Raw genomic sequence first — 23,018 nt, forward strand, 5'->3', positions numbered from 1 at the left:
CACAATTACCTTTCCTGCTTAAAGGTCACTAGGCGACGTATAAAACCACTTTCAATTTTTACCAGTACCGAGCGCAATTTTTGCTCTTGTTCGTCAAGTTTTATAAATTTTTGTTCTATGGCCTCACGTAAATCAGCCAGTGCTGTGCCAGCAATTGCATTACGCACTGAAATCAGTACCTCAAAACCTGTCTTAACCAATATACCTTCGTCAACGGCAATGTATACTTCATCAGCGCCTTGGGTTTCAAAGACTAATATTCCTGCAGATAGTGCGATAACACAGTCAAGTCGGTGCGGAAAAATGCCAAATGCACCCTCGTTTGTCACCGCAATAATACGCATGACTTGGGCTTGCTCAATAAACACCTTATAGGGTAATAAAACCTTAAGCTTCATCTGGGCTGCTTGCATCTGCCGCCTCCTTTGCCATCTTGTTTTTATTCTCTGCAGTTTGCTCCTCGGGTGCTAGTTGTTTAACTTTTTCACTAGCCTCACTAATCGCCCCAATCATATACAGCGCATTTTCTGGTGTATCTTTAAACTCATCTTGGAGTATGCGTTCGCAACCATCTAAAGCATCACTTAAACTCACCAACTTACCCGACATACTAGTGAACTGCTCTGTAGTAAAAAAAGGCTGAGTAAGAAAACGTTCCAGACGACGAGCACGCCCCACCACGTTATGATCCTCGGGTGACAGCTGTTCCATGCCAAGCATGGCAATAATATCTTTAAGATCTGCGTATTGCGCCAAAGTACTGCGTATTTTTTGTGCTAAGTCATAGTGTCGCTGACCAATAATGCCAGGGGTAGCCATTTTTGAATTAGATTGTAACGGATCGATAGCCGGATATAGCCCTTCACTGGCACGTTTACGCGATAACACAATTGAGGCAGATAAGTGCGAAAAGGTATGCACTGCAGCAGGGTCAGTAAAATCATCTGCGGGGACATATACCGCTTGAATTGAGGTTATCGCTCCACTGCCAGTATTGGCAATACGCTCTTCTAGTTGTGACAACTCGGTACCCATGGTCGGCTGATAACCGAGTCGAGCGGGCATATGCCCCATCAAACCAGACACTTCCATACCTGCCTGAATAAAGCGAAATATATTATCAATCAGTAACAGAACATCACGGTGTTCATCATCACGAAAGTATTCCGCCATGGTTAATGCCGCATGACCCACCCGAAAACGCGCTCCTGGCGGCTCATTCATCTGGCCGAACACCATTACCATGTTGTCTAAAACGCCGGCCGCTTTCATCTCTCGGTAGAGTTCTTCACCTTCTCTACAGCGTTCACCAATGCCACAAAAAATACTGACCCCAGCATGTTGTCCAACCATGTTGTGAATCATTTCTGTCAGCAATACCGTTTTGCCAACACCCGCACCACCAAACAAGCCAGCTTTACCCCCGCGCTCAAGGGGCATTAAGACATCAATTACCTTGATACCGGTCTCAAACACTTCACTTTTAGTCGCGCGTTTGTCTAGGCTTGGTGGTACATTGTGAACTGAACGCCACTGCACGTCGTTCGGTGGTGATTCGCGATCAATCGCGTTACCAAAAACATCAAACATACGAGACAAAATACCTTTACCTACTAAGGCCTGTAACGGTGCTCCCGTGTCTTTTACTAACATGCCACGAGCTAAACCTTGGGTAGGTGTTAGGGCAATACCCCGCACACGACGGGTATCAAGTTGTGAAAAAACTTCGATTGAAATTTGATTATTCTCGCCCGCATGCAATAAGGAACGTATGGGGGGAAGTTGATCCGAAAATGCTATATCTACCACACTGCCGCGCACAGCTATCACACGACCCGTATTTTTAATTGCTGTGACTGGCTTTTTGGGCTCGCATTTTTGGTCATAGCTCTGGTCAGTGTTTTGGTCATTTTTATTCTCTGACTTTTGCTCAGACCTTTGCTCAGACATGGTTATATCAGTACTCTGTGAGGTTTTATTTTTACTGTTCATAAAACGCTACAGCATTTTTATTAGGCTGGTTAACATCCAAAGGGGGTATGTTATCGCTAGCTCAGGTGAGTTAAACTTGTGATTAAAACAACCATAGAGCCGCTGATAAGGCAAACCAAAATACCCACGCTTGTAATATAGTTGAATCATATTTATCTCCTGATAACAAATTTCCATACAGACAACGGCTGACTGACAGCTGTCTGTTAATACTAAGTACTTAGTAAAATTATTATAGGGTAGTATTTGTGATAGTTCTTTGCGTTAGCTCAATAAAAGCTACACTAAGTTAATTGGGAAGGTTAGCTCACTGTTTTACAAGTTTATTGTTTTATACTCGTCAAACTAAGTAAGCTGTTGAAATGTTTTGCATACGCCATAAAATGGCTAATAACCTTGGCAATACCTTAGTAATACCTTAGTAATAACAACATCATTAAAATTGCCGATAGGCCACTACCGCGCAAGCAAGTTTGCCGTTGTTAATATTTATCCTGATGGCTTATGTTAAAATACAGTTGAACCATTAATGAATTTATTGGCGTTTACTAAAAAATAAAAGGCTTTTTATTGGCTTTCATTCGAATCCAATTTAAGGAATACCTCACCGACTTACGTGCAACAATGGTTTGTTCAAGCTTGTTTTTACCTGGAAACGGCATCAAGCTCAGCCCCATCAACATGGTGAGCAGACCTTGACCCGGTAAAACTAACATCACCAGCCCACAGATTAACAAGAATAGGCCAACCATAATCTTCACTATGTTGATCATCAAGCTTACGCTGCGATTTATGGGTGTTAAGATCGAAGTTTCATTCGTATCATCAGCAGAGCTATTTTTTCCAAGTTGATTTTTATGAGCTATATTTTTATCAGCTAGGTTTTCACGGCTTAAGTTGTTTCGGACAAAGTATCGTGAATCCATTTGTGTAATGACATAACTTATTATGATGAAATAAACAATGGCAGTGGCTGTCGTTAAAAACATGGTTAAGAGCATAAAATTAGCATCAAAATTTGCCATTAAATAGCTTGCCACTTGGTTATAATAGTCTTTAAGCACTTTAGTTTTCCACGATTAATTAAACAGCTGATTTAGCAGCATATTATTTGGGTTGGTCTTTATGCAAATATTTGAAGAATTAGTCCAATGGCTCAGCACCCACTGGGTAACCATCATAGTTATTTTCCATATTAGCTTATCTTTTATAACATCGATACATGTACTTCTGTTCAAAGAAAACGAACGCACATCACTCGCTTGGATTGGTCTTGTCATACTTTCACCTGTTATCGGCAGCCTATTTTATTGGTTGTTTGGTATAAATCGTATCCAGCGTTTAGCACAAAAAAAACACCCTCCAATACTTAAGCAAGACTTCTGCTCAACAGAAAAAACCATTAAATTTCACCAGTTACCTAAAAGTTGGCATTCAGCCATTATCGCGGCTCATACTATTCACCCCGTTAATTACCTGGCTAATAACAGCGTTGAGCCACTGATTAATGGCGATACAGCTTACCCAACCATGATCCAGTCTATTGATGACGCTAAGAATTATATTGTTTTATCGAGTTATATATTTGCTTACGATTCACTGGGTCGCCAATTTGTTAACGCTTTAGCTCAAGCGCACCAAAGAGGTGTAACGGTAAATGTTTTACTGGACGGAATTGGTATTGGCTATAGTTGGCAGAAAGTCGACCGTGCCTTAAAAAAAATGGGGGTAAAAACGGCTCGTTTCTTACCCGCTATTTCCCTTACCAGCTTTCGCTTTATTAACTTAAGAAATCACCGAAAAACACTGTGTATAGATGGTGAAGTAGCCTACATGGGGGGCATAAACATCAGTAAAAATAATATCATTAAAGCGGCAATACACCCCATTGATGATATTCACTTTAAAGTTACCGGTCCAGTGATTGACCAAATTAGTCAAGTATTCATCGAAGATTGGTTTTTTGCCACCGGCGAGCACATTAATTTTCCCTACTGGCAGCCAAACACTGCTGAGCAAAAAAATAGTCATTCTGTTATTGCTCGAGTCATACAAGATGGGCCCGATGAACACCATAACAGAGTCAGGTGGACATTAATTAATGCCTTAGTTTGCGCAAATAAGAGTGTAAAAATAATGACACCTTATTTTATCCCTGACCAAACATTAATGACGTCTCTTCACGCCGCCGCATTGCGTGGCGTGTCAATCGAAATTATTGTGCCTGAGCACAGCGACATTACTTTTGTAGACTGGGTAATGGCAGCAAATTTCTCAAGAATAATAAAACACGGTATAAAGATATACCAAAACCAAAGGCCTTTTGACCACAGTAAAATTGTGATCATTGATGACATTTGGTCGTTTATAGGATCCAGCAACTGGGACGCCAGAAGTCTCGAGCTCAACTTTGAAATCAACCTAGAATGCTATGATGTGAATCTCAATGCAAAACTGACCGCCTTTTTTGCCTTAAAAAAGCAAAATACTACACCCGTTATTGCAAGCGAATTTAATGATTTGCCAATCTACAAAAAAATTCGCAACAACTTATTTCGTTTGTTTTCGCCTTATTTGTAGATAGAACCAAACCAAAGCCTAACGGTCATAAGTTTTATTAAAGAGGGTTTTTCATGATTAAAGGTCGATATAGCAAAGTAGAATCGCTGAAAATTATGGGCCACGCTTCGAAGCAGGTATTAGGACCAAACATAGAGATATTGATGTGGAATGTTTTTAAATGCAAAAAAAAAGGCTGGCAAGACGATTTTATAACACTGATGCGCGAAAAAGATTTAATTCTCTTGCAGGAAGCTATTATCAATTCCCCCTTCGACAGCCATTTTAAAGCCTCGTTGCAGCATCAGTGGATTATGGCGCGTAGTTTTAAAAACATAAAAACCAACATAGAAACCGGTGTTAAAACCGGATCGACTGTTGCGGCAAACAAACATTATTATTCAGTGTCTGAGCACAGCGAACCCATTTCTAAAACAAAAAAAATGTTATTAGCAAGCGTATATCCTTTACATACCCTTGAGCAGTCGTTGCTGGTGGTCAATGCCCATATTATCAACTTTGTTTCTTTCGAAAAATTCAAAACACATTTAGATCAAGTATTTAACACGCTTGAACATCATGATGGGCCGATATTAATGGCCGGCGATTTTAATACCTGGAATAGTAAAAGATTGAAATATTTTAATCAGCTCACCAGGTTATTTTCGTTAAATGAAGTAAAAATGAAGCGTCAGCCAAGATTAAAGCATTTATTTCAGCACCTTGACCATATTTACTGTCGCGGGTTAACGGTTGTCGATGTGCACGTACATACACATATTCACTCTTCTGATCACTACCCTATCAGCTTGTCTTTACGGAGCTCAAATCCAACAAAAATAAAATAACCTCTCTTGTAGAGGTCATATTATCAACTATTTTTGCTGCTCAAGAACCATGATTTAGCATGGTACTTCTCCTATTTATTACCTTACTCAATTACCTTACACAAAGTAGTCACAGTCTAAGGGGTTTTGTGCCCATCCCCTCGAAATTGCTATCAAGCCTATTTTTCACACAATTGATTGATGTATGATAATGAAAAAACTCCTAGGGTAAATAATCATCGTCACTCAAAAAACTAAACGTATTCAAATACTTAGCCAATCTGAGATTACCGAACTTTACACCCCCCCAAACTTTAATCACTATGATAGAGAGGAGTACTTTTCTTTAGACAGCGAAACAAAAAAAATCATCAATAAATGAAGTTTGTTTCGGCTTTGAAAGTGACTTCGCTAAGGTTGAACCTGTAATACGAAAACCATTAGCACGATTTAATCACTATAGTGAATAGGATTCGGCAGTTAAAGCTGCTGCGTTAATTTACGGGTTGTGTAACTGGATGAAGCACTACCTTAAAGGTGATGGTCAATTATTTCCAAAAGAGTTAATTGATGCAATGGATAAAGCCTCAGATTTAAAGTCAGATAAAGAGTGGGAATATGAAGTGTATTCAGGCGGTGAATATAACTTTTTGATGAAAAAACCTGAATGATTTTTCTGTGTATGATTTTAAAAACACACGTGGATAGTAGAGTAGTCAGAGATAGTTAAAAAACCTTATTAGCAATTTCGAGGGGATGGGCACAAAACCCCTTAATCCTAACGTCCGCTTTAAGCTCAAAGCCGCCAGTCGCATTTCGTTTCTGAACGCTAACTTTTGCCACAGTATAGACATTAGCATCAAGTGACTAAAATTGAATTCAGATTAGATTTTGTATCGATAACACGCCCAATTAACAGGCTAAAAATAGTGGGCTAAAATGGAGCGAAGCGAACAGCCCGCTGTTTTTAGTGCTTGTTTAATTGCTTATGCTCCCTGCATACGATACTGATATTATTCACTCATGTTATTGATTTTGTCCTTTCCAGCGACAACTGGCAAGCCCATCTCTATCCATTTGAGAATACCTTCGTCAATAACTCCAGTATTTTTGTATCCTAAACTGCGAAGATGATTTATCACCGAATCTGACGCAGCATGAGGGCATGCACAATAAGCAATGATCCAAGTATCATCATTGGGTAAGTCTTCAGTAATCTTTGATTTATCTCGATAATAAGGCATCGGAACTGCGCCAGGAATATGAATGCGTTGCCATGCTGAGCCTGGTCTTGTATCCAAAATAATAATTTTTTTCTTATCTATTAATGCTTTTTCAACTTCACGAGCAGGGACATACCTGCCTTCTCTTAGAGTAAATTGTGGTGATTCGCCGGTGGGGTTGATAATGTATTCGTTTGGATTCGGCCATTTGGCAAGTTGACGAGGTTTAGCGCTCCAACCTGATGCTTGGCTTCTTAGATATGCAACTACATCATTGATATCATGATCCTGCATAGTTTCATCGAAACTCTGCATCGGCGTACCATCCCTACCATTTACAATAGCGTGTTTTAGATAACTGTCAGTAGCGCTTGAAAGGAATAATTGATCACCTAAAGCAGGCGCAGTGATTCCCTGTCCTTGTGTACCATGACAATTCGTACAATTTTTAGAAAAAATCTTTTTACCTTTTGAAGCGTCACCCGATATAGGTGACTCATCCAAATCAATAGGAGTTATATTTTCTTTTTGAGCTAGCCATCTAATTAATAAAATTATATCTGAGTCAGTAAGTGGACCACCTGTTTGCTCGCTATACCCATCCATAGGAGAATTAACTCTTCCCCATGAAATAGAATCAAATAACATTTGGGGATAAGCAGTGCTTAGCATCGATTTTGAACGTAAAGATGGTGCATGATCAGCGGCGTAACCCTCGCGATCCTTTCCGTGGCACAAAGAACAATATCGTTGGTACATTGAATTCGCTTTTGCCATTTCATTTTGATCTAAAGTAAGAGATAGATCAGCTCTACAAAAGGGAAGAAAGATCAGACTTAGCGTAAATACAAAGATTTTTCGCTTGAACATAGTAAATAATTCCTTTTAAGTTAATACATTATTATGTAGGTAAGTTAGACTGCCAAATTTGGGACCAACGCCCCATTAAGAGGCTAAAAATAGTTGGCTAAAATAAGCGAGGCAAGAGCAGTAGCCAACTGTTTTTAGTCCTGCTTGAATGACTTGTAGGATTATTTTACTTCAACTTTTATTACTTTCAATAGATTGTTTCGTGTACGTTCCCACCACACATCATTATCCATATTGATTAAGTCCAAAGCTTTTAAAAGTAAAGGTATTGCACCTTTTTCATCGCCTACTTTAATCAAGCATTCTCCTTGCATTGCGAAAGCTATATTTCTTTTCTTTTTGTAATCATTTGCCATTGTCTCTAAAGGTATTAACGGCTTTAACTTCGCGTATGAATATCCTTTTCTATCATCATAACTGGCGCCATAATAAGGGTCTAATGAAGCTTGAATCATATTGGCAAGCCAGTTAGATTTTTTTGAATAGTCAATTAAAACAGGAATAGCACCTTTACAGTCACCAGCATTAAAAAGTGATTTGGCTTTTTCCTCTAAAGCATCAACTTCTGGCTTAGTGATTAAACCTAATTCTTTTACCTTCGATGCAGAGGCCGATAAATCGAAAGGATCTACAGATTTTGTTTCTTCTGCATAAACGTTTGAGGTAGCTAATACGGCAAGTAGTAGTAATTTTTTCATAGTTCATCCATGGTTGATTGTAATTCTAACAGCTTATTATTTAGACGTCTCAGTAATGTCCGTCTACTTGATTACGTATTAATCTACCTTAATCGCTTTAAATTTCAAGAGTTTAATTTTAATTTGATGCTTAGTATTTAACGATTTATTGGTATTACTAAGAACTATCAGTAATACGTTTATATAAAAGTTGATTAATTAACTAATTTTCAAGTAGTTAATATAAATAGCGTACTGGTTGATGTGTTTTACTGAGAAGTATCAGTTACATGATGGTTATGTTCCATTAGAAAATATATGGTAAGTAGGTTTTTGGCTAACGTCAGTAATGCGCACAAAGTGATCGTTAATAATTCAAAAGTGTATGACCGCTGTGTTTAGGTTTGTTTGTCACCAGCCGCCAATCTCAAGCCAAAGAATCACCCTCCATCCTAGTCAGGCTGGTGTCGAACAAAGCTCCATTGTGGAAACCGCGTGAACTAGATGCTTACTATGGGGATTGTTACACTGTGGTTGGTTGTTAAGTGAGGAAAGACTGAAATCATTGAAGGTTGATAAGCTATTTCATTGAGCATAAATCACTTTTATGTGGCTTTTCTTAGTTAAAGTATAGTTTGTTTTGTCGATTTATTTTCTTTAGGCAAAGCTATCCCTTATCAAGTATTTGATAATTTTTAATGCCTTGTCACGCCTATTAATTCACAAGTTTCATCGGTGGTGCCCGAGGTTTCAACTGACTGATTAAGATTTCGTTGATCACCATCGGCCCGCCACATTTTGGGCAGACAAAGACTGGCTCTTGCTTAATCGACTTTTCTTTAACTAAGTCCTTATTTTCAGGAACGACTTCAACCACGTTAAGTAATTGGCGAGCCTTAACTAAGTTCTTTTTACAGCCCGTATTGGCGATCAAACCATAGTGACGAATACGATGAAATCCAGAAGGTAGTGTGTGTAACAAAAACCTGCGAATAAACTCACCATTATCTAGCGTCATGGTTCGATAGCGCACGGATGCTTTAGCTCGGTAATTCTTACAGCGAAACGTTATATTATTGCTATCACTCTTAACTAATCGGCTATTCGATATCGCAACCCTATGCGTATATCGTGACAAGTAGGCAAATACAGATTTTGGCCCAGCAAAGGGACGTTTAGCATAGACAATCCATTCTTTTTTACGTAATGGCGTAAGCCATTGAGCAAACAATTCCTCATCTTCAAGCGGTTCATCATTGCCAAAAAACAACAGAGAATGTTGCTGATGTGCTTGATATAACTTTTCAAGGTACAAACGTCTAAACAATCTTGATAGCACTCGAACAGGAAGAAAGAATCCTGATTTGCACGATACCCAATGCTCACCATCAGCAGATAATCCACCACCAGGTACAATACCATGTACATGCGGGTGATGAGTCATTGTAGAACCCCATGTATGCAACACAAATGTCACACCCAGTTTAGCCCCTAGCCATTTTACATCAGCGCCAATCGTCAGTAATGTTTCTGCCGCTACTTTGAGTAATAAACCATACATCACCGACTTGTTGTAATACGCTAAGTTGGCAACTTCTTTGGGTAAGGTAAACACCAAGTGATAGTAATCCACAGGCAACAGTTGTGCTTGTCGAGCTTCAAGCCACCTTTTTGCCGAGCTTGTTTGGCACTTTGGACAATGACGATTACGGCAGGAATTGTAAGATATGTGAGTGTACTCGCATGCTTGGCAATGTAATAAATGCCCACCTAACACTTGAGTTCGACAGTGTTCAATCGCTGACATGACTTTCAATTGATTTAAGCTTACATGCCCTTGATGAGTCTCACGCCATTGCTGTCCATGATGACGAAATATATCGGCTATTTCTAATTGAGGACGAGTCATGGTGAATACTCACGACTTGTCCTTATCTTTTGTCTTATCCTTGTTTTCTAAGGCATCGAGTGGACTGATAACTTCTCGTAATAAGTTAGTAGCGACTTGCGCATATAAAGCGGTAGTGCTTAACCGAGCGTGCCCAAGTAACACTTGAATGACACGAATATCAACATGAGCTTCGAGTAAGTGGGTAGCAAAGCTATGTAAAGTATGCATCGAAACTTGCTTTGTTATCCCTGCCAGTTTAGCCGTTTCTACACATATTCGGCTTAATTGACGAGCGGACATATGATTAATGGGATCAAGCCCTGGAAACAACCAACCCTCACGATACATTTGTCCGTGCTTATTGGCAAAGCACCACCAATGTCGTCAATGTTGATGTAAGGCAGGAGATAACTTAGCATATCGATCTTTGCTTCCTTTGCCTTGCTCAACACGAAGTACCATACGCTCTTTGTCTACATCACTGACCTTCAGCGATACCACCTCACTAACCCGAAGCCCAGCACCATAGGCGACAGAGAATGCCGCATGATATTTGGGATGAACAGCAGCCGCAAGAAAGCGTTTCATCTCTTCAAGGTTTAATACGATAGGTAAGTTACGTGCCACGGGAATAGTATTTAACTTGGAGACAAGTTGTGAGTTGTCTAACGTGATTTTATACAAGAATTTCAAGCCAGAAATGATGCCATTAATGGTTGTTCCCGTGGCCCCATCATTCACTAAGAACAATTGAAATTCACGCAACTCTTCACGCGTAGTGTTCTCAGGCGAATGTTGTAAATACTCACATAAGCGATTAATGGCTCGGATGTAAGATATTTGGGTTTTTACGGCAAACTTACGCAGACTCATATCTTCGTTAATGCGCTGACGAAGGACTGGGGGGAAATGTGCTGAAATCTTCATAGTAAATACTCCTAGCAAATAAAGGCGGAATGCCTCAATACTAAGAATAGAAAAGAGTACATAAGTTAAAATAAGATACAGAGCTAGCCAAGATCACCATTACCGCGGGGAGCGGTTTAGTTCTATGGTGGCTAAGCCGACTATTTATTGTGATAAATATGTGTCTAAATTAGGTCGGCTTTGTGGCAAAAGTGAATGTTCAGATACGAGTCGCCACAGGCAGAAATGAGCTGCTTTCTGTCTGTCAGGTTTAACCAAGCTTCGATATTGAAAAGCGTCAGATCAAGTTTGAGCTACTACACATTAGTTTGTTAACATTAGTTAACTATATCTCATTTTCATTATGTGACTCATCCCGATGCTGTATTTTTAGATAGGAATACAACGTCTGTCGACTAATATCATATTCTCTTGCTAAAGCTGTTTTATTTTCTCCTGCCGCTACCCTTTCCTTTAGCTCTTTTACTTGGTTGTTATCAATAGATGGTTTTCTGCCTTTATACACACCTTTCTTTTTCGTGAATGCATTACTTATGTTAATTTTTACAGCTTTTACGATGACAATATTTTGGGCAATGGCCGTTTTTATAGCGCCTGTTGGTTTAATCTACCTATATTTTTGTCACTCCAAATAACACAATTAACTTTCCTTTGTTAGCCAGGTGAAAAATTTTCACCTTAAGTAGCTATGAGAAAATACCTACTTAGGTATTTAAAGCAAGTGCTATTTCGAGGGGATGGGCGCGCACCCCCTCTAAGATAATCAATGATGATAAATCACAGCACAAAAATAACCGTAATTAGGTATTACTGTTCATCGTGTTTTTTAGCTTTTGGTTCAACCAAATGCACAATACCCAAGGCTTTTAATAGGTATTTTTCGTAAACAGGCGATGTTGAGCCGTGACGTATTTTATAAAGAAAGTATTTCTCAAAGGCAATCTTAGCAAAATGCACCCATTTGCCTTTTGAATACCAAGTTCTGTTTCTTGGCGGAATTTGTGGCAAAGCAACAAAGGCGGCTCCGGTATCACCCATATCTGCCAAGCATATTGCATTCCAAGTAGCTTGTGCCGTAGCGGGTTGTCCGGCAATATCTGCCGCTATATTTTCAACAATGGCAGTTACCATAGACTCAATCATGTAGCCGGTTTTTGGCGCGCCAATGGGTACTGGTGTTTTTTCTATCGGTGGAATAGCGACGCAAACACCAGCGGAGAAAATATTGTGATAGCTTGGGTTACGCTGGTATTCATCAATCAAAACAAATCCGCGTGGGTTACATAAACCCTCGACCTTCGCCACCGCATCAACCCCCTTAAAAGCAGGTAACATCATAGCAAGTAGAAAAGGAATATCATGTTTGAATTCCACTTCGCCTTTGCGGTTCAACTCTTCACAGTGCAGCATGTTTTTTTCAACACTCGTCGTTTTGGCATTAGTGATCCAACGTATATCGCGATCGCGAAATTCAGACTCCAACAAGCTCTTAGAATCGCCGACACCGCCCAGACCCAAATGACCAATATAAGGCTCACTAGTGACATAGGTCATCGGCACTTTATTGCGAATTTTGCGCCTGCGTAAATCAGTGTCGAGTATAAAGGCAAATTCGTAGGCGGGTCCAAAGCAACTGGCCCCCGGCATTGCGCCTATTACGACCGGCCCAGGATTTTTCAAAAACTCCTGATAAGCTTGATAAGCCTGCTGTGCGTGGTTCACTGTACAAATTGATTCAGTAAATGCATTCGGCCCAGCGCCTGGAACATCGTCAAAGGCCAGCGCTGGCCCTGTAGTAATAATCAAATAGTCGTAGTGCAATTCTTGTTGATCGGCGAGTATAATTTTGTTTGCCTTTGCATCAACACTTTCAGCCGCTTGCGCAATAAAATCAATATTAAGTTTTTCCAAAATAGGGGCAATAGGTTCAGTAATTGCTTCACGTTCGCGCCACCCAATGGCTAACCAAGGGTTAGATGGGACAAATTGAAAGTAATCATCTTTATTTACCACTGTTATCTTGTGTGCATTGCCGAGCTTGTGTCGCAACTCAAACGCTGCTGGCATGCCCCCAATACCGGCACCTAAAATCACAATATGTTTCATATAACACCTCCTTGTCCTGACTAATAAGAAATAGTCAGGGTTAAATAAAATCGAGGTTTGTCGATTTACGACTCATGCAATAAAATCGTTAGGCAGAGCTGTTAATCTAAACTTATAGTATCCTCGAGCGGTAAACCTTTGCGTCGCAGTAATGCATAGTACAACAAAGGAATAATTAACAAGGTCAAAACTGTTGACACCAAGATGCCAAAAATCAAACTCACAGCAAGACCATTAAAAATAGGATCATCAAGAATAAAAAAGGCGCCAAGCATGGCAGCAAGTGCAGTCAAAACGATAGGTTTTGCCCGCACACTCGCTGAATTAACAATCGCCTCTTCTAACGCCATGCCTGAGGCAAGGGATTGATTAATAAAATCGACCAACAAAATTGAATTGCGCACCAAAATTCCGGCTAATGCGATCATGCCAATCATAGACGTGGCGGTAAATTGTGCACCAAGTAAGGCATGGCCGGGCATGATGCCAATCAGCGTCAGTGGAATCGGTGCCATAATAACAAGCGGCACTAAATAAGATTTAAACTGACTCACCACCAAGATGTAAATAAGTAATAGCCCGACCGCATAAGCCGTACCCATATCACGAAATGTTTCATAGGTGATTTGCCATTCTCCGTCCCACTTCACACTATAAGCAAAAGGCGTATCGGGTTGTTGGATAAAATACTGCTGTACTGAGTCATCAAGCTGATTGACTAAATCAACCATGCCATATAGCGGACTGTCTACATCACCTGCCACATCTCCGGTGACATAAACCACAGGTAACAGGTCTTTGTGATAAATCGTTTGTTGCCAGCTAGATAATTCAGTATAAGTAAAACTAGCTAGCGGAATGAGCACGCCGCTTTGATTACGTACTTCAATTTGCAATAGATCTTCAATTTTAGCTTTATCAGCGACCGCAAAATTTAATTGAATGGGAATAGGATATTTAGCATGACCCGTATGTAAATAAGCAATATTTTCGCCGCCTAAGGCTACTGTTAAGGCGTCTGTTACTTGTTCTTGACCAAGACCTAAATGTGCGGCACGTTCACGGTCAACACGCACAATATAGCGTGGGGCGCTATTGCTATTAAAATTGCTAGCCATATTAGCCTCACGGTAAGCATTTATGCTTTCATCAATAGTGTCATCGACATCAACAAGGTCAATAGTATTGGCAAATTGCACACGCAACTTCCTCGCAACATTAATTTGACCCGCATAATCTGGCCCATAAATTTCCGCCACTAACGGCGAAAAAACAGGGGGTCCTGGCGGCGGCTCAACAACTTTTATTACCGCATGAAAACGTTGCGCAATGTCAACAAGATGAGGACGAACTGCACGGGCAATATCGTGACTAGTCCTGTCTCGGTCATGTTTATCCAGTAAATTCACTTGAATATCACCCAGATTTGACGCTTGGCGTAAATAATACTGACGTACCAAACCATTAAACCCAATGGGTGATGCGGTGCCTGCGTATACCTGCAAGTCTGTCACCTCATCTACGCTTAATAAATAATGGCTCAATGCAGCCAGTACCGCATTGGTATGTTCTAACGAAGTCCCTTCCGGTAAATCAACAACAATTTTAAATTCACTTTTATTGTCAAACGGCAGCATTTTCAATATCACCAGTTTAAAAAAGCTTAGTGAGCAAGATAATACAATAAGCACCACTAAACCTGCTATAAGACCATAGCGATTACGGCGTTTGTTATCACCCAAAAATGGACGCATAAGCTGGCCAAAAAACGCCTGTGTCGCGTGGGTTAATTTTTCGGGGTTACTATCACTTTGTGATGGATCATTATGTGAATTGTCATGACTTATTTGACGTTCAGATAATAATTTATAAGTGAGCCAAGGCGTAAAAGTAAATGCCACGACCAGTGAAATAAACATTCCCATTGATGCATTAATCGGAATGGGACTCATATAAGGCCCCATCAAACCACTGACAAAGGCCATCGGCAGTAATGCGGCAATAACGGTAAAGGTTGCCAAAATAGTTGGACCACCTACTTCACTAACAGCAAGGGGAATAACATCGAGTAGCTTTTTACGCCCTAAGTTTACATGTCGGTGAATGTTTTCAACAATAACAATGGCATCGTCAACCAAAATACCAATGGAAAAAATTAAGGCAAACAACGATACTCGATTCAAAGTAAAACCATAGGCCCACGACGCAAACAACGTAATAGCCAATGTCAACACAACGGCTGCACCTACGACAATAGCTTCTCGAATGCCCATGGTTAATGCCACTAATACAATAACAGACAAACTTGCAAAGACTAATTTTTGAATAAGTTTGTTGGCTTTAGCATTGGCAGTTTCACCATAGTTACGCGTTACACTAATATTTACACCTTCTGGGATCAAAACTCCTTTAAGTAATTCAATACGTTGAATAATTTTCTCAGCTATATTAACCGCGTTCTCGCCAGGTTTTTTACTAATTTCAACAGTAACTGCTGGTGCAATTAATTTGTCGGTGCTACGTGCATAGCTAACATACTGGTTATTTTCAGGCGCACCAAATTCAATGGTAGCCACAGCACTAAGATATACAGGTCGCCCGTTATGTAAGCCCACCACCAAATTCCTGAGATCTTCAGGACGCGAAAAGAACAGCCCAGCCTGCACAGGAATAGCTTGATCATGATTAACCAGTACACCCGCATGACTGACCACATTGTTTGCTTGTAATGCGCTACGTAATTCTGCTATTGCAATGCCATGGGCCGAGAGTTTTTCCGGTGAAAGCAGCACACGAACCGTTGGTTGCACAGCACCAATTGTATCGATATTACGGGTACCAGGAATGCGCTTTAATTCGATTTCTAAGCTGTGGGCAATTTGGGTTAATTCTAGGGCGCCGCGTGCTGGATCATCAGTCCATAAGGTTAGCGCAACAACCGGTACATCATCAATCCCCTTAGGTTTAACAAGTACAGGTCCTATGCCTAAATTCGCTGGTCGCCAATCATTGTTTGAATGCACCGCGTTATATAAACGCACTAATGCTTCGGTGCGAGGAATACCCACTTTAAATTGCACGGTTATTACCGACATTCCCGGTCTAGAAATAGAAAAGATATGCTCAACATCGCCTATTTCTGCCAGCACTTGTTCCATGGGCGTGGTAACTAAACTCGCTACATCAATTGCCGACGCGCCCGCAAAAGGAATAAAAACATTGGCCATAGTCACGTCAATTTGCGGTTCTTCTTCGCGCGGGGTTATCAAGGCGGCGAATATCCCAAGTATTAAACCAAATAAGGCTAATAAGGGAGTTAACTGGGAACGAGACGCTTTTAGCGCCACCTGCCCAGAAAAATTTTCTTGTGTACTCAAGGTATTGACTCAAGGTTTGCTAAACGGGCACTTGTCAGCTCAGTAGAAGCCGCTACGGGATCTGTGGCAACAATTTCGCCAGCACTAAGTCCTGCTAACACTTCCAATTGATCGGCAAAAATAGCACCAGAACGAATTTGCCGTAACGCTGGTTTACCTCCTTTAAGCACGTAAACACCGGTGACTTCAGAACGATAAACGACACTACTAAGAGGGATTAATAAACGCTGGATTTCACCAACCTTAAATAGCACCTTAACAAACTCCCCTGGGCTTAACTCGTTAAAATACTGCTCGTTGACTTGTTGCAGATCAGAAGATGGTGGGCTTGAGTATTGTGATAACTCTAATCGCACACGCACCGTACTTGTGGCCGGATCAGCTGTGGGATATAAAATTAATTTTGAAGGTAATATCGCATCTGTGAAAGTGTTTCCTGCCATAGGTACGACACTCGCTATACGCAATTCACGCACTTTATCAGCAATATTTTGTGGTACATCAACCTCTACGCGCAGCGCATTAGGGTTGTAGCCTGACATTAATACTGTGCCTGGCTGAACCAGTTCACCGGGTTCGACAAAACGTGCGCTAACAATACCAGTATAAGGTGCCTTAACGGCGGTGTAAGATAACTCTTCTTTAGCTGTATTCATCGCAGCTTGAGCGCTGTCTACTTTTGCCGTGGCCGCACTAAGCCTTGCATTGGCTTTGTCCATTTCTGTTTTGGCAATAAATTCAAGACCAAACAAATTTTTAATGCGTTGATGCTCAGATGTTTCTGCCGCAAGATTTGACTTTGCCTCGACAAAGTTCGCTTCTGCTTGTGATAAGCCGGCCCGTTGTTCTGTACTCACAATAGTGAGAATGACCGCACCCGCGTCGACTACATCACCAATATCTACATTAATTTCCTCAATTCTCCCTCGGGTTTGGGCCGAAATAGTGGCTTGATTGATGGCTTGAACTCGACCGTCAAAACTTCGCTGTTCCGGCATGTTATGAAGACTAGCAGTTATCGATGCTAATTCTGCATTAGCAGAACAAGACCAAAATAAAATGAACAATGCCATCGCTGCGGCGCTTGAGCGGTCCATCAATATCTCCTTATCATTTTCTAATGTTTCTTTTTAAAGCACCAATATAAAAGCAGTCAATTACCACGCGTTATTGACCAAATGTCCGCTTTACTGTTTGTCGTGCAATATCATTAACATTGAGAGGCTAATTTACTCCCCCCTGCCTTTGCCTTTACTCATGCTGTTATGTTAAATTCAGACCTGTTTTATGACTTATCCACTATATTTTTAGTCTAGTATTGTTACTGTAGATTTACTAATCTAATGTGATGCGTTATACCAATCGAACTAATGCTTTTAAATGGAGATAACTACTAATGACCAAGTCGATACAATGTTTGAAGCAACTTGAAATTAACGGTGAAGTTTGCAACTACCACAGTTTTGATGGTTTGGCAGATAAGTATGATCTTTCACGTTTACCTTTTGCCGCTAAAATTCTCTTGGAAAATTTATTGCGTCATGCCGATAGTGACTTTGTCCAACAAGCGGATATTGAAACCTTAGCCAAATGGGATGTAGACAACTGGCAGGATACCGAAATTGCCTTTGTACCTTCCCGTGTTATTTTGCAAGACTTTACTGGCGTACCCGCTGTGGTTGATTTGGCGGCTATGCGTGATGCTATCGTAAAAATGGGTGGCAAAGCAGAAAGAATTAATCCGTTAAATCCGGTAGAACTGGTGATTGACCATTCGGTGATGGTAGACGTATTCGGCCAAGCCGATGCGATGCAACAAAATACCGCTATTGAATTTCAACGTAATCGTGAACGTTATCAGTTTTTACGCTGGGGCCAGCAAAGTTTTGATAACTTTAAAGTCGTCCCCCCAGGGCGCGGTATTGTCCATCAGGTTAATCTGGAATATTTAGCCAGAGTGGTATTCAAAAAACCGGATGAAGATAATTTACTTTATCCAGATACCTTAGTTGGTACCGATTCACATACCACCATGATTAATGGTTTAGGTGTATTGGGTTGGGGAGTTGGCGGCATAGAAGCTGAAGCGGCTATGTTAGGGCAACCCGTCACCATGTTATTACCAAAAATAGTCGGTTTTGAATTAACGGGCAAGTTACCTGCAGGTACTACAGCCACTGATTTAGTCTTGACCGTGACCGAACAGTTACGTGCTGCCGGTGTGGTAGGTAAGTTTGTCGAATTTTTTGGTGCCGGCGTGAATGAACTGACCTTGGCCGACAGAGCCACTATTGCCAATATGGCGCCCGAGTATGGGGCAACTTGTGGTATTTTTCCTATTGATCATCAAACAACAGACTATTTGCAATTAACCGGCCGTGACAGCGAGCATATTGACCGCATTAAAACTTATTTAAAAGTAATGGATATGTGGGGTACTGAGTCTCAACAGCATGCGGTTTATCACAGCAAATTATCGTTAAAACTAGATGATGTGGTGCCTTCTATTGCCGGTCCCAAACGTCCACAGGACAGAATTTCATTAGACCAAGCCGGCCTTGCTTATCGTGACTGGTTGGCTTTACAAAATGGCATCAAACAAGTTGATTCCAATCAAAGTGAAAGTGGTTTTGAAAGCGAAGGCGGACAACCGTCGGTAATGCTACCTGCCAGTGATGCAGATTCAGGCGTACCTTGTCAGTATGGTGATGAAAATTTTGCATTAAAACATGGATCAGTGGTAATTGCGGCAATTACTAGCTGTACTAACACCTCGAATCCATCGGTATTAATTGCCGCAGGTTTATTAGCTAGAAATGCCAGACAAAAGGGATTAGATGTTAAACCTTGGGTGAAAACCAGTTTTGCACCTGGTTCACAAGTGGTCACCGACTATCTGTTAAAATCAGGCTTAAATGAAGACTTAGATGCCCTTGGTTTTCAGCTAGTGGGATATGGCTGTACTACGTGTATTGGTAATTCAGGTCCCCTACCCAGAGAAATTAGCGAAGCCATTCATCAAGGTGACTTGTCTGTCACCTCTGTTTTATCGGGCAATCGCAACTTTGAAGGACGCATTCACCCCGAAGTACAGGCCAATTATTTAGCTTCACCGCCGCTTGTGGTTGCCTATGCATTGGCCGGTAATATGAAGATAGACATTACGACTGAATCTTTGGGTAATGATACTTCAGGTAAGCCGGTTTACTTGCATGACATCTGGCCAGATAGTCAGGAAATTAAACAAGTGATAGAAAAAGTGATTGACAGTTCAATGTTTATCTCACGTTATGCGGATGTTTATAGCGGTAATAAAGACTGGCAAGCACTAGATATAGTAGAAAGCCAAAAGTATGATTGGCCAGATTCTACTTACGTCAAACTACCGCCATTTTTTGACAATATTACCGCTAAAATACCGGATATTAACCCGATTGAAAATGCCCGATGCTTGTTAAAGTTGGGCGATAGTGTCACCACAGATCATATATCACCTGCCGGTTCAATTGCGCTAGATAGTCCAGCGGCCGCATATTTACAAAGTGCAGGAGTAGCGCCTAAAGATTTTAATTCTTATGGTTCTAGACGTGGCAATCATGAAGTGATGATGCGCGGTACTTTTGCTAATGTGCGTTTACGTAATTTATTAGCGCCAGGCACCGAAGGCTGTTGGACTCGACTAATGCCATCGGGTGAAAAGATGAGTGTCTTTGATGCTGCCATGCAATACCAACAACAAAAAGTTGCTTCGATTGTACTCGCTGGCAAAGAATATGGTACGGGCAGCTCTCGTGACTGGGCTGCTAAAGGGCCAGCCTTATTGGGCGTTAAAGCGGTTATCGCACAAAGTTATGAACGTATTCATCGCTCTAACTTAGTCGGCATGGGGATTTTACCATTGCAGTTTATGCCTGGTGATAGTGCCGAGTCATTAAAGCTCACAGGGGAAGAGCAATTCAATATTCCAGCCGTGAGTGCAGGACAAAAAACAGTGAAAGTGTCGCTCACAGCTCAAGATGGCAGTAAACACTCTTTTGATGCGAATATTCGCATTGATACACCAAACGAATTTAGTTATTACCAACATGGGGGCATATTACATTATGTGCTACGTAATTTAGCCGCCTCTGACTAGCCTTATGACTGTTTCGCGATAGATAAAAGATAGGCCATATTTTATTGGCCTGTCTTATGATTGGCGCAGATGTCGTTGTTTAACCCTCTGCGCTTTTTTTTAGCTATTCCAGCCTAAATAATGTCACGAATTAACCACGACTAAATTTATTTGCTCGCTTTTTCTGGTGAATCTACTTACATCTGATATTTTTATGCAAGAAACGAGATTTTAATTTTTTATATAGCTTAAGCTTTTATATAAGTTAAGCTTTATTAATAAATGGTATTGACGTTAACCTAATACCAACCTCACTAATTATCTGATCATTTTTACTGGTTAAAATAACCAACTACTGCGTTATTTATTTAATAATTAGAACGACTAGTTATTAAAATAAATGCCTTATATTTGGCCATTTTTCCTGCGTATAAAGTAGACCACCTAATTAATGAAATTGGTATAAGCTAATTTTTGCCAATCCAGCCTTTGTGCCAAAAATAAAATACCATCGCGATGGTAAGCAAGATAAAAACACACCATATTGCTGGATAAGCCCAGCGCCAAGTTAATTCCGGCATATACTCAAAATTCATCCCGTAAACACCCACGATAAAGGTTAATGGAATAAACACTGAGGCCATAATAGTTAACACCTTCATGATTTCATTCATACGATTTGACACGGCAGACATGTATAAATCGGTCAGGCCACTCGCCATCTCACGATAGGATTCTATAATTTCAACAATTTGAATTGTGTGCTCATAGACATCACGCAAATAAGGCTTGGTGGTATCAGTGATGCGACCATCCTCCTCACGATAGAGTTGATCAACAACTTCTCGCATCGGCCAAACAATACGTCGCAAAAGGGCAAGTTGCTGTTTAACACTATGGATGCTGTGCAAGACTTCCACTGAGGGGTTATTCAGCGTGACCTGTTCAAGCGCTTCAAGCACATCACCATATTGTTCTAGCACCGGAAAACAATGATCAACAATGGCATCAAGTAGTGCATAGAGCAGATAATCTGTGCCATTTTTACGAATGCGCACGTTATCTTTTTGCAGTCGGTCACGGATAGGTTGCCAGACATCACCCTTTTTTTCCTGAAAGGTGATCAAGACATTATCATAAAGAAAAAGACTGACTTGCTCAGAATCTAGTTCATTACTCGTTGCAATGTTATTGATGTGGCTAGGTTCGGCTTGAATCAGTTGCATTATACGCAATACCACAAATAGATGATCGTCGAAGAGCTCTACTCTAGGACGTTGAGGAATATGCATAACGTCTTCTGCCGCTAGCGTGTGAAACTCAAAATGTTGCCGAAATTGATTAATAACATAAGGGTGCGGTGGACTGATGTTAATCCATCTGACAGTTACCCAGTCGGGCAGTGGCTTAGCAAGAAATTCGTCAAGATCAGTAACACTTCCAGTTTCTAGTTGATTAGCACAATAATCGATATAATTAATACAAATGCTGTCAGGTGCAGGAGCAGTAGAAGCATCGGCAATATGTTCAATACCAGGTAAGGCTCCTGGTTTAACTCGGTGCTGGCGATTTTTCGTCCTGACACCAGACAGACCCAAGGAAGAAGCAAGTAAATTAATGCCTTTATTGGGCTTACCGATAACAACCTTAGCCGTGCTACTTTTACTATTACGTGCTTTTTTAGCCATATTCATCCCTTATATCTATTGAAATAATCAATCCGGACCAAAAAAGCGCTAGCACGGATTTGCCAAATGCATTCAAGGCGTACAGACTTTACACGCACCAACCTATAACTATAATTTATACGAGTAGACTTGCAGCGATAAATAACAATAAAGCCAATTTAATTTCCTCATCTGTCTGAGGTATTTTCGGCAATATTTTATGCCTCATTCAATAGTTGATACAAACTTTCTGCACTGAAAAAACATTCTGTATAAATGTTTACAAACCGCTAAGTACTAACAGGTTTAGTAATATTAGCTAACATCTACGCTGATGCTAATTTAGCCACTAAAAAACTGGCCAGAGCTTTGACTTATTCGGTTATTCTAATAAACAACAGTATTTACTCATTGCTGTTGTTTATTAGTGCAAAAATATTTCCTGTGGTATTACTTCTGTTCACTGTAAAGCATAGATCAATATATTTAGTGTTACGCGTTACCAAAATAAAGCAATAAGCCTTTGTTTTTATGTAATATTAAAAGAAGACATTCATTGCTGTTATTCTGAAGTAAAAATAAAAACCTAGTACATTTAATGTTTAGTCTCACGACAGTAGCTATATTATGGCGATAACTCTGACCCGTTTTTTGCTGAAATATGACTGATTTTTTTGTTTTACTATTTTTGACTATATTTAATCATCAAATAAAATTAACCCTGAAACTTGGCTCGACATCGAGCATCTCTGTCATAGCACATGGAAATACTATCACTAAAATTAGTA

General features: G+C 40.5%; 15 protein-coding genes and 1 pseudogene. 4 read left to right on the plus strand and 12 right to left on the minus strand.

Annotated elements, in window-relative coordinates; all coding sequences use genetic code 11:
• Positions 1-5: 5 nt before the first annotated feature.
• The 3 genes from H4J61_RS03335 to H4J61_RS03345 form a co-directional block, all read right to left on the minus strand.
• Positions 6-413 (minus strand): F0F1 ATP synthase subunit epsilon, encoded by a 408-nt coding sequence (locus tag H4J61_RS03335; protein WP_182137947.1) that lies wholly within the window; start codon positions 411-413, stop codon positions 6-8.
• A complete protein-coding gene (gene atpD / locus H4J61_RS03340; RefSeq protein ID WP_259363075.1) occupies positions 388-1,992 on the minus strand; it encodes a F0F1 ATP synthase subunit beta in 1,605 nt (534 codons plus the stop codon). Before atpD ends, H4J61_RS03335 begins: the two co-directional genes overlap by 26 nt.
• A gap of 548 nt (positions 1,993-2,540) precedes the next feature.
• Entirely contained in the window at positions 2,541-3,056 is a 516-nt protein-coding gene (locus H4J61_RS03345) for a hypothetical protein (protein ID WP_182183723.1), read from the minus strand.
• 61 nt (positions 3,057-3,117) lie between these two features.
• Between H4J61_RS03345 and cls the strand changes: the two genes are divergently transcribed.
• The 3 genes from cls to H4J61_RS03360 all read left to right on the plus strand — a co-directional run bounded on the left by cls (position 3,118) and on the right by H4J61_RS03360 (position 6,049).
• A complete protein-coding gene (gene cls / locus H4J61_RS03350; protein WP_182183661.1) occupies positions 3,118-4,572 on the plus strand; it encodes a cardiolipin synthase in 1,455 nt (484 codons plus the stop codon).
• A gap of 53 nt (positions 4,573-4,625) precedes the next feature.
• The gene (locus H4J61_RS03355; protein WP_182183663.1) at positions 4,626-5,399 is read left to right on the plus strand and encodes an endonuclease/exonuclease/phosphatase family protein; all 774 of its coding nucleotides are present in this window, start codon (positions 4,626-4,628) and stop codon (positions 5,397-5,399) included.
• 497 nt (positions 5,400-5,896) lie between these two features.
• Complete coding sequence (locus H4J61_RS03360; protein WP_182183665.1) at positions 5,897-6,049, plus strand: hypothetical protein; 153 nt, start codon at positions 5,897-5,899, stop codon at positions 6,047-6,049.
• A 342-nt stretch (positions 6,050-6,391) separates the two neighbouring features.
• Here the strand turns inward: H4J61_RS03360 and H4J61_RS03365 are convergent, their stop codons facing one another.
• The 8 genes and pseudogenes from H4J61_RS03365 to H4J61_RS03400 form a co-directional block, all read right to left on the minus strand.
• The gene (locus H4J61_RS03365) at positions 6,392-7,471 is read right to left on the minus strand and encodes a c-type cytochrome (RefSeq protein ID WP_182183667.1); all 1,080 of its coding nucleotides are present in this window, start codon (positions 7,469-7,471) and stop codon (positions 6,392-6,394) included.
• Between the two features lie 161 nt (positions 7,472-7,632).
• The gene (locus H4J61_RS03370) at positions 7,633-8,169 is read right to left on the minus strand and encodes a hypothetical protein (protein WP_182183669.1); all 537 of its coding nucleotides are present in this window, start codon (positions 8,167-8,169) and stop codon (positions 7,633-7,635) included.
• Positions 8,170-8,863: 694 nt separating this feature from the next.
• Complete coding sequence (locus H4J61_RS03375) at positions 8,864-10,057, minus strand: IS91 family transposase (RefSeq protein WP_182183671.1); 1,194 nt, start codon at positions 10,055-10,057, stop codon at positions 8,864-8,866.
• 9 nt (positions 10,058-10,066) lie between these two features.
• Positions 10,067-10,966, minus strand: a pseudogene (locus tag H4J61_RS03380) (tyrosine-type recombinase/integrase).
• A 325-nt stretch (positions 10,967-11,291) separates the two neighbouring features.
• Positions 11,292-11,471 carry a helix-turn-helix domain-containing protein gene (locus tag H4J61_RS03385; protein ID WP_310650026.1) on the minus strand — a complete coding sequence of 60 codons (180 nt, stop codon included), beginning with the start codon at positions 11,469-11,471 and terminating at the stop codon, positions 11,292-11,294.
• A 302-nt stretch (positions 11,472-11,773) separates the two neighbouring features.
• Positions 11,774-13,072: an NAD(P)/FAD-dependent oxidoreductase gene (locus H4J61_RS03390; RefSeq protein WP_182183673.1), complete on the minus strand. Its 1,299-nt coding sequence runs from the start codon at positions 13,070-13,072 to the stop codon at positions 11,774-11,776.
• Between the two features lie 101 nt (positions 13,073-13,173).
• Positions 13,174-16,449 carry an efflux RND transporter permease subunit gene (locus tag H4J61_RS03395; protein WP_182183675.1) on the minus strand — a complete coding sequence of 1,092 codons (3,276 nt, stop codon included), beginning with the start codon at positions 16,447-16,449 and terminating at the stop codon, positions 13,174-13,176.
• Positions 16,446-17,546 carry an efflux RND transporter periplasmic adaptor subunit gene (locus H4J61_RS03400; RefSeq protein WP_182183677.1) on the minus strand — a complete coding sequence of 367 codons (1,101 nt, stop codon included), beginning with the start codon at positions 17,544-17,546 and terminating at the stop codon, positions 16,446-16,448. The genes H4J61_RS03395 and H4J61_RS03400 overlap by 4 nt, the downstream gene beginning before the upstream one ends.
• 299 nt (positions 17,547-17,845) lie before the next feature.
• On the opposite strand from H4J61_RS03400, the gene acnA reads away from it, so the two are divergent.
• Entirely contained in the window at positions 17,846-20,584 is a 2,739-nt protein-coding gene (gene acnA, locus H4J61_RS03405; RefSeq protein WP_182183679.1) for an aconitate hydratase AcnA, read from the plus strand.
• Positions 20,585-21,030: 446 nt separating this feature from the next.
• Here acnA and corA read toward each other — a convergent pair whose 3' ends face one another.
• The gene (corA, locus tag H4J61_RS03410) at positions 21,031-22,251 is read right to left on the minus strand and encodes a magnesium/cobalt transporter CorA (protein WP_182183681.1); all 1,221 of its coding nucleotides are present in this window, start codon (positions 22,249-22,251) and stop codon (positions 21,031-21,033) included.
• Positions 22,252-23,018 lie beyond the last annotated feature (767 nt).

It is taken from the genome of Colwellia sp. MB3u-4 (assembly GCF_014077065.1).
In the GTDB taxonomy this organism is placed as follows: domain Bacteria; phylum Pseudomonadota; class Gammaproteobacteria; order Enterobacterales; family Alteromonadaceae; genus Cognaticolwellia.